This window comes from Nitrosomonas sp. (genome assembly GCA_016703745.1).
Taxonomy (GTDB): domain Bacteria; phylum Pseudomonadota; class Gammaproteobacteria; order Burkholderiales; family Nitrosomonadaceae; genus Nitrosomonas.
On sequence record JADJBK010000002.1, the window covers coordinates 1 to 6,886 of the forward strand.

Genomic DNA, 6,886 nt, shown 5'->3' on the forward strand with positions numbered 1-6,886 from the left:
AAATGCTTAGACCGTACCAACAGAGCGCCCATGATGCTGTCATGTCTTGGGTGTTGCTCAACCGTGAGTCGTGCGTCATCGATGCGGCCACAGCTGCCGGGAAAAGTCACATAATCGCGGCAGTTGTAGAATCTCTGCATAAGGCAAGCAATGGGAAGAAAGTGTTATGCCTTGCGCCGTCTGCAGACCTGGTAATCCAGAACAGAGATAAATATGTGGCCACCGGCAACCCCGCAAGCCTTTATAGCGCATCTCTTGGGCGCAAGTCTCTGAAGCATAAAGCAGTTTTCGGTACGCCTGTAACAGTGCTAAACGCCATTGCCAGTTTCGGAGGGGATTTTTGCGCGGTTATCGTCGATGAGTGCCACGAGATAACGCCCACCATAAAAACAATAATAGCCAGCCTGCAAGCGCGTAACAGTAACCTGCGCGTTATCGGCCGAACGGCCACGCCATACAGGAGGCTCGAAGGATACATATATAAGGTAGACATAGACGGCAACCCGTCAAGCGATGACACTTCAGTAGCATATTTTCACAAGCTGGTTTACAGGATATCGCCACAGGAACTCATAGACGCAGGGTATATCACCAAGCCTATTATAGGATTTACGCGCGAGCACTACGACACGATAGGTATGCAGCTAAACAGGCTTGGATCTTTTGCTGCAGACGATCTTGACAAGGCATACAAAGGGCAAGGCAGAAAAACAGCACATATAATTAGAGACATAGTAGAGCAGGCGCAGAACAGGCATGGGGTTATGATCTTTGCCGCCAGCATAGCGCATGCAAAGGAGTGCATGGAGTCTTTGCCTGAGCACATATCTTGTATGGTGGATGGCACGACGCCCAAGAAAGAGCGCACCCGGATTCTGCAAATGTTCAAGGACAAAAAAATAAAATACTTAGTAAACCGTGACGTTTTAACGACAGGCTTTGACGCGCCACACGTAGACCTGGTGGCCTTGTTGCGGGCAACTGAATCGCCGTCCTTGCTGCAACAGATGATAGGTAGGGGGCTGCGACTGCACCAAGATAAAGACCATTGCCTGGTGCTTGATTACGCGGAAAATATTGCTCGCCATTGCCCGGATGGTGACGTTTTTAACCCAGAGATATCAGGATACAAGCGTAAGGGCGAGAGCGACATGATCTCCTGCACATGCAGCACATGTGGATCAACCAATACCTTCTTGGCCCGCCCTAACGAAGAAGGCTACGGGCTGCACGAAACCGGATACTTTACTGACCTCAACGGCAACAAGCTGCTAATACCATCTCACTATGGACGGCGCTGCCAATCATGGGATAAGGGCAAGCAATGCGGACATCGATGGATAGGCAAGGACTGCGAGTCATGCCTCCATACAAACGACATAGCAGCGCGCTTTTGCGAAAAATGCAAGCATGAGCTTGTGAATCCTAATGACAAGCTTACACACGACAGGATAAAAAGCATCCCTGTTATAGACTGGGTAATCGATGACGGAGTAAGCAAAAAAGGGAATAAATTCAAAAAGATCACATATATACTGGGCACAGGAACAAGCGTGCCGATCTGGTATGTAGAATCAAGGCACTTTCAAGCTAGGAAAGCTATGTGGGAATTAATCATCGCCACCAACAATTTAGAATCCCCACCAAAAGCAATTACCTATGTCAAGAATTGGAAAACAGGATTTCACGAAGTGGTTAAATACGAGACAACACTAAGGAGCAATAAAAATGAACACTAACACAGAAAAGAAATACGAGCTAACTGAAGAAACAAAAGTTATGCCATCTGGCGAAACCGTGTATCGAATCAGAGCGTTACGCAGTTTCGACACAATCTATAAACCTGTAGAAGCCGGTGACTTGGGCGGGTGGGTGCAGTCTGAAGCTAATTTATCCCACGAAGGAACATGTTGGCTTTTTGACGAAGCAACAGGTTATCAAAACTCTAAACGAACTGGTAACGCTATTGGTTATTGCAACAGTCGTCAGTTAGAAAACAGTCGCCAGTATGGTAACAGCAGGCAGTTTGGCTGCAGTGTTCAATCAGGAAGCAGCCAGCAGTATGGCGACAGCCAGCAGTTCGGCAACAGCCGTCAGTATGGAGACAGTCGCCAGTTTGGCAACAGCCGTCAATATGGCGACAGCCAGCAGTATGGCGACAGCCAGCAGTATGGCGACAGCCAGCAGTATAGCAACAGCCAATAGTTTGGTGACAGCGAACAGCATTGACTAAGTAACAATTATCACAGGAGTAGTGAAAATGACTAACACCAAAAAGAAATACGAGTTCACTGGAGAAACAAAAATAATGCCGACTGGAGAAACTGTGTACAGAATCAGAGCGTTACGCAGTTTCGACACAATCCATAAACCAGTGAAAGCTGGTGACTTGGGCGGATGGGTACAGTCAGAATCTAACCTGTCCCATGAAGGTGAGTGCTGGCTTTTTGATGAGGCAACGGGTTATCAAGATTCGCATCGCAGTGGTGAGTCTGTGGGTTATGGCAACAGTCAGCAATACGAAAATAGCCAACAGTTTGGCAGCAGTCAGCAATACGAAAATAGCCGTCAATATGGCAGCAGCCGTCAGTATGGCAAAAGCCAGCAATCAGGAAACAGTCGTCAATCTGACAACAGCCTTCAATATGGTGACAGTCAGCAGTTTGGCAGCAGTCAGCAATACGAAAATAGCCAACAGTACGGTGCCAGTCGCCAGTATGGCAAAAGCCAGCAATCAGGAAACAGTCGTCAGTACGGCAACAGCAGGCAATATGACAAAAGTTGGCAGTATGACAACAGCGAACAGTTTGATTACAGTTGGCAGTATGACAACAGCCAGCAATACGGTTACAGCAGGCAGTATGGCAACAGCGAACAGTTTGGCGACAGCAGGCAGTACGATAACAGTTGGCAGTACGGTTACAGCCGTCAGTATGGCAAAAGCCAGCAGTTTGGTTACAGCCAAAATCCCACGTATAATACCGATTTACCAGAAAAAGGAGACAAATAGATGATTTTCCCTGACTGGTTGACTGTTCACGGTGATAGATCCTTTCGCGGTCTATGCCCAAAGGAAACGGCAGAGCAAGTAACGTTTTTTGCGATGGTCCGTAAGAGCCATCCAATGGCGCCGGTACTGCATATTAGGAACGAAGGCATCAGGACTGCTTACCAGATAAGCAAGGAGAAGTCAGAAGGATTGATCACTGGAGCTGCGGATATTATAGGTATTGGCAGCCCAACCTTGGTAATAGAGTTAAAAAGAAAAGACCATACCAAGAGCAAGTATGGTGATGGGCAGCTTGACTTTTTATATTCGTGCCAAAATCTTGGCGCACGAGTTAGCGTATGCCTTGGACACGAGGCCGCATACAATGAATTCTTAGATTGGAGTAAAAAAAAATGGACTATATTAAAGAAGCAAGAAGAACCAGATCCGACGACTATCACGGGGGAAGCGTATCTTTCATGATTTCCGCGACTGTTTGACATCAGCCATAAAATCCCCTGCGAGAACTTGATCAAATTAAAAAGCCTTGTTCTACGGGAAAAAAATAGAGCATGACAGGATAAATGGCGATTGCTCGCTGTTGCCTGCATGGGTTGCTGATAGCGACGAACGAGCTATCGACATAATGCACGGAATAATCGGCAAAGCTACGGAAGCGGGTGAATTGCTGGAAGCCCTCTATAAGTGCACCATTGAAGGCGAACCACTTGATGAAAGCAACACCATTGAAGAAGTTGGGGATGGCCTCTGGTATGATGCCCTGATACTTGGAGCGCTTGGAGCAAGTTTTGAAGATGCACAGCGTATTAATATCTCAAAACTGCGCAAGAGATACCCGGACAAGTTTACCGCAGAAAGAGCAGAACATAGAGACATTGAAGCAGAAAGGCAGGTGATGGCAGACGCCGCAAATTATAGCGATGATGCGGCAGACCTTGCAATAGACCGTAAGCAAGACCTGCCGTTTATCAACGGCCAGTCATTTTACGACTAGGCTTGTGTGGTGTCCGCGTTGATGGCGTCAACGTCTGCGATTGCGGTCTGCAGAGCATTCAAAGCGTTTTCGACTTCGACCGGGACCACTTGTGCGTCATTAGCATTTTGTTTCAACGCGCTGACCTCGGCAAAAATTTTATTGACTGTCGCGGTCAGTGCATTTAGTACTACGGTAATTTCATTAATATTCATTGTCATTTCTCGATTTGGTGTTTGAGCCGGTTTATATCGCTCCGGCCCGGTAGCGCATCATCACCTGTAGTAAGTAATAATTTCATTGATTCCGCTCCCAGTGGGATCCGCCAAATATGCGCAGAGCTGCCCACATAGCCCAAGATTTAAGCAACGCCTTAAAACTTGCCCTGACCGCCAAGAAAGATGATTTATCATCAAACGTTCCTGCCATGTCCTGATAAGCAGCACCGCGGAAAGACTCGTCAGCATCTGCCCCGGTGTATTGTTTTCCGCTAGGCAATCGCCCTTGTGGTGAATACAGATAGTCATGCAGCGTTGCTGGCTCCTGCGCCAAGTTAGCAAACAGAGAGTACATCAAAGGTATCCCGCGCATACTCACAAAATTTGTGACAAAACCAACTGGCACAATAACCGTTCCCAGTGTGTCAGACTGGTAGACAAGCGGCGATTGCAAGATCCATTTTACGCCCTCGCCATCGTCAGACCCTCTTAGCATCCCGGCGTCCAAGGTGGTTACAAAATATCCCATCTATTTATCCTCCCCACTGTACGCGGTCCAGCCGATTGCTGCCGCAAAGCTCAAAACCTCGACATTTGACGACCGATCGAGCACCGAAAATGCCGATGCACCCACAGTGACCCCCAGAAGCCGTTTAACGCATTTATATGTTTTCTGTGGGTTTGACTTCAACAGCCAATAATTAATCGATTGTACGCGATCCTGCTTGACGTAATTTTCGAGCGAGTAGTAAATCATCACGCCAAAGGCGGTCAGAAAGAAAATCAGGCCCTTTTGCAATGGCGACAGGTATATCGCATTGATTGCATCGATCACAAAACCACCTTGAGGATCATCGCGCTAAAAGTAAGCGCATCCATTAATGCCTGATGCCCTTTTTGGCGGATATGAAAGCCTGTACCGACTCGTCCAGTTTTCGGCTCGCGACTGATAATCGTTTAGATTGGCTTTTTGCTCCGGTGAATACCTCCACCAATTAGCGGCGATTATCGCGGACAAAGTATCGTACTCAGCCTGCAACAGCCTGTAGTCTGCATCAAAGGATTGCATGCGACCGGCCAGACCGTCGAAGTCGCCTATTGACACACTCCACTTGGCGATAAAATCCTCATATCTTTTTTGGCGGAATTTACTTTGTTTGCCTCGTCCGCCGTTAGAGCTATGGATTTGATGGATGCCTCCACCTCGCCGGATGATATTGCTTCGTGCGCTATCCCTGCGTTAGTAACTGCGTTCCCGTATTTCTCGATCGCCGCGCAGCCAGTCAACATTGCAAACAATACCATAAAAATAAAAATAGACTACTCATATTCCCTCCGAATTAGCCTGCCATTTATATCTCGGTCAAATTTGCAGGCTTCATTTTAAACTCATCTTTTATCAGTCTTTTCCAGCTCTCGCAGTCTGACAGTGTAAATTGGTGGTCTGCGGCTACACACAACCCAGTCTAAAATCATCACGTCATCGTCTAAGAATCGCGCTGTCATTGTCCATCTGAACGGATCCTTTATTTCCCACCGGGGAATGCCTGCGCAGTATGCAAGACTTCACCGGGGTTCCAACTCACTAATGCTCAGGCGGCACCTAATTTTTTAATTGTCCCGATCTTTATCTGGCCAATGATTGCGCTAATGGATGCGCTTTGGAGGCGTAAGTATTAAATGATCCTCCAAGCGAGCTATCGTATCTGGGTAATGCATCCATCAATCAAAGCATTCCGGCTTGCATAATGTCATCTAGCTCGATGTTATGCGGTAGCGTTGATCTGATATGCCTGGAAATCTCTCGCCCCCAATGGAGCGTGTTCCAGGATCATATCATTTGTTATTATCATCAAACATCCCGGTAACATAAGATATTATCCCGATAGCAATTCCTGTTATAGCAGTGGTTGCTATCCACCCCTTTGCCTTTACACATGCCCTCGTGGATCAGATCGATTTTACTTCCATCTTCTCCGCGTGTTCGAACACGGTCTGCCGCCTTTTATTATCTCGTCTCGCACTTCGCGGTTGAGCCGCTCTAGATCGGATAGTCTGCCGCACATATCATGCAACTTTACCATTATTTCGATCGACTCATTGCGCGTAAGGGAGCATGGCTCATCATCTCTATCGTAAGATCGTCTTTCAATGATCGCTCCCCTACTATCCATTATCACGCTACATCTATAATAGACCCAACGCCATCAAGAGAGTCAAATCTAATCCCCAGTATCAACCGCCGTGTTGCCAGTGCCAAAAATCAACAAAAGCGCAATACATCTCTTGGTGGCTGCCGACGAATTGTAGATAATCGCATAGCGAGCATCAGTTGGATTTGCCCCATTGGCGGCGATCAGTACCTTAGCAGCACGCCAAGGGACAGTTGCTCCAGACATACCAAAATCAACGGATCCCAATGTAACGCCGCCAGCCGATAGTTGTTGTCTGGCGTAAACTCATTGGTTGCGTAGTTGACTGTCCCTGTGCTACTCAAAATGCGGCAACGCCGTCTCAACCGACGGGACAACCGCTGACGTAACTGTGGCAAGCTGATTACATCCGTATGCCTGGAGAATGTATCTTGTTGCCAAGATCTGCGCGGAACCGATTAAAAACCGAAACTGCTTCACGGTCGCCATTTTACAGCCTCCTCAATTATATAACTTTGATATTAAATGCGAA

Annotated in this window: 9 protein-coding genes; 5 read left to right on the forward strand and 4 right to left on the reverse strand. The window is 47.3% G+C overall.

Translation table 11 applies throughout. The features are described from left to right. Nucleotides 1-41: 41 nt before the first annotated feature. From IPG31_00105 to IPG31_00125, 5 genes are all read left to right on the forward strand, one after another. On the forward strand, nucleotides 42-1,739 hold the full coding sequence (locus tag IPG31_00105) for a DEAD/DEAH box helicase (protein ID MBK6616831.1): 1,698 nt from the start codon (nucleotides 42-44) through the stop codon (nucleotides 1,737-1,739). Then, nucleotides 1,729-2,205, forward strand: a complete 477-nt coding sequence (locus IPG31_00110; protein MBK6616832.1) for a hypothetical protein — start codon at nucleotides 1,729-1,731, stop codon at nucleotides 2,203-2,205. Before IPG31_00105 ends, IPG31_00110 begins: the two co-directional genes overlap by 11 nt. A gap of 55 nt (nucleotides 2,206-2,260) precedes the next feature. Then, on the forward strand, nucleotides 2,261-3,010 hold the full coding sequence (locus tag IPG31_00115; GenBank protein ID MBK6616833.1) for a hypothetical protein: 750 nt from the start codon (nucleotides 2,261-2,263) through the stop codon (nucleotides 3,008-3,010). After that, a complete protein-coding gene (locus IPG31_00120) occupies nucleotides 3,011-3,472 on the forward strand; it encodes a hypothetical protein (GenBank protein ID MBK6616834.1) in 462 nt (153 codons plus the stop codon). 64 nt (nucleotides 3,473-3,536) lie between these two features. Continuing rightward, a complete protein-coding gene (locus tag IPG31_00125; protein MBK6616835.1) occupies nucleotides 3,537-4,004 on the forward strand; it encodes a hypothetical protein in 468 nt (155 codons plus the stop codon). On the opposite strand, the gene IPG31_00130 is transcribed toward IPG31_00125, so the two are convergent. From IPG31_00130 to IPG31_00145, 4 genes are all read right to left on the reverse strand, one after another. After that, nucleotides 4,001-4,198, reverse strand: coding sequence for a hypothetical protein (locus tag IPG31_00130; GenBank protein MBK6616836.1), 198 nt, complete (start codon nucleotides 4,196-4,198; stop codon nucleotides 4,001-4,003). The two genes, IPG31_00125 and IPG31_00130, sit on opposite strands and share 4 nt — an antisense overlap. 82 nt (nucleotides 4,199-4,280) lie before the next feature. Continuing rightward, nucleotides 4,281-4,730, reverse strand: coding sequence for a DUF1353 domain-containing protein (locus tag IPG31_00135; protein ID MBK6616837.1), 450 nt, complete (start codon nucleotides 4,728-4,730; stop codon nucleotides 4,281-4,283). Further along, entirely contained in the window at nucleotides 4,731-5,036 is a 306-nt protein-coding gene (locus IPG31_00140) for a hypothetical protein (protein MBK6616838.1), read from the reverse strand. A gap of 1,387 nt (nucleotides 5,037-6,423) precedes the next feature. Continuing rightward, a complete protein-coding gene (locus IPG31_00145) occupies nucleotides 6,424-6,600 on the reverse strand; it encodes a hypothetical protein (GenBank protein MBK6616839.1) in 177 nt (58 codons plus the stop codon). Nucleotides 6,601-6,886 lie beyond the last annotated feature (286 nt).

Coding starts and splice junctions, on each gene's coding strand:
- IPG31_00105 (MBK6616831.1), top strand. CDS start 42: ATGTCTTGGGTGTTGCTCAACCGTGAGTCGTGCGTCATCGATGCGGCC.
- IPG31_00110 (MBK6616832.1), top strand. CDS start 1,729: ATGAACACTAACACAGAAAAGAAATACGAGCTAACTGAAGAAACAAAA.
- IPG31_00115 (MBK6616833.1), top strand. CDS start 2,261: ATGACTAACACCAAAAAGAAATACGAGTTCACTGGAGAAACAAAAATA.
- IPG31_00120 (MBK6616834.1), top strand. CDS start 3,011: ATGATTTTCCCTGACTGGTTGACTGTTCACGGTGATAGATCCTTTCGC.
- IPG31_00130 (MBK6616836.1), bottom strand. CDS start 4,198: ATGAATATTAATGAAATTACCGTAGTACTAAATGCACTGACCGCGACA.
- IPG31_00135 (MBK6616837.1), bottom strand. CDS start 4,730: ATGGGATATTTTGTAACCACCTTGGACGCCGGGATGCTAAGAGGGTCT.
- IPG31_00145 (MBK6616839.1), bottom strand. CDS start 6,600: ATGTCTGGAGCAACTGTCCCTTGGCGTGCTGCTAAGGTACTGATCGCC.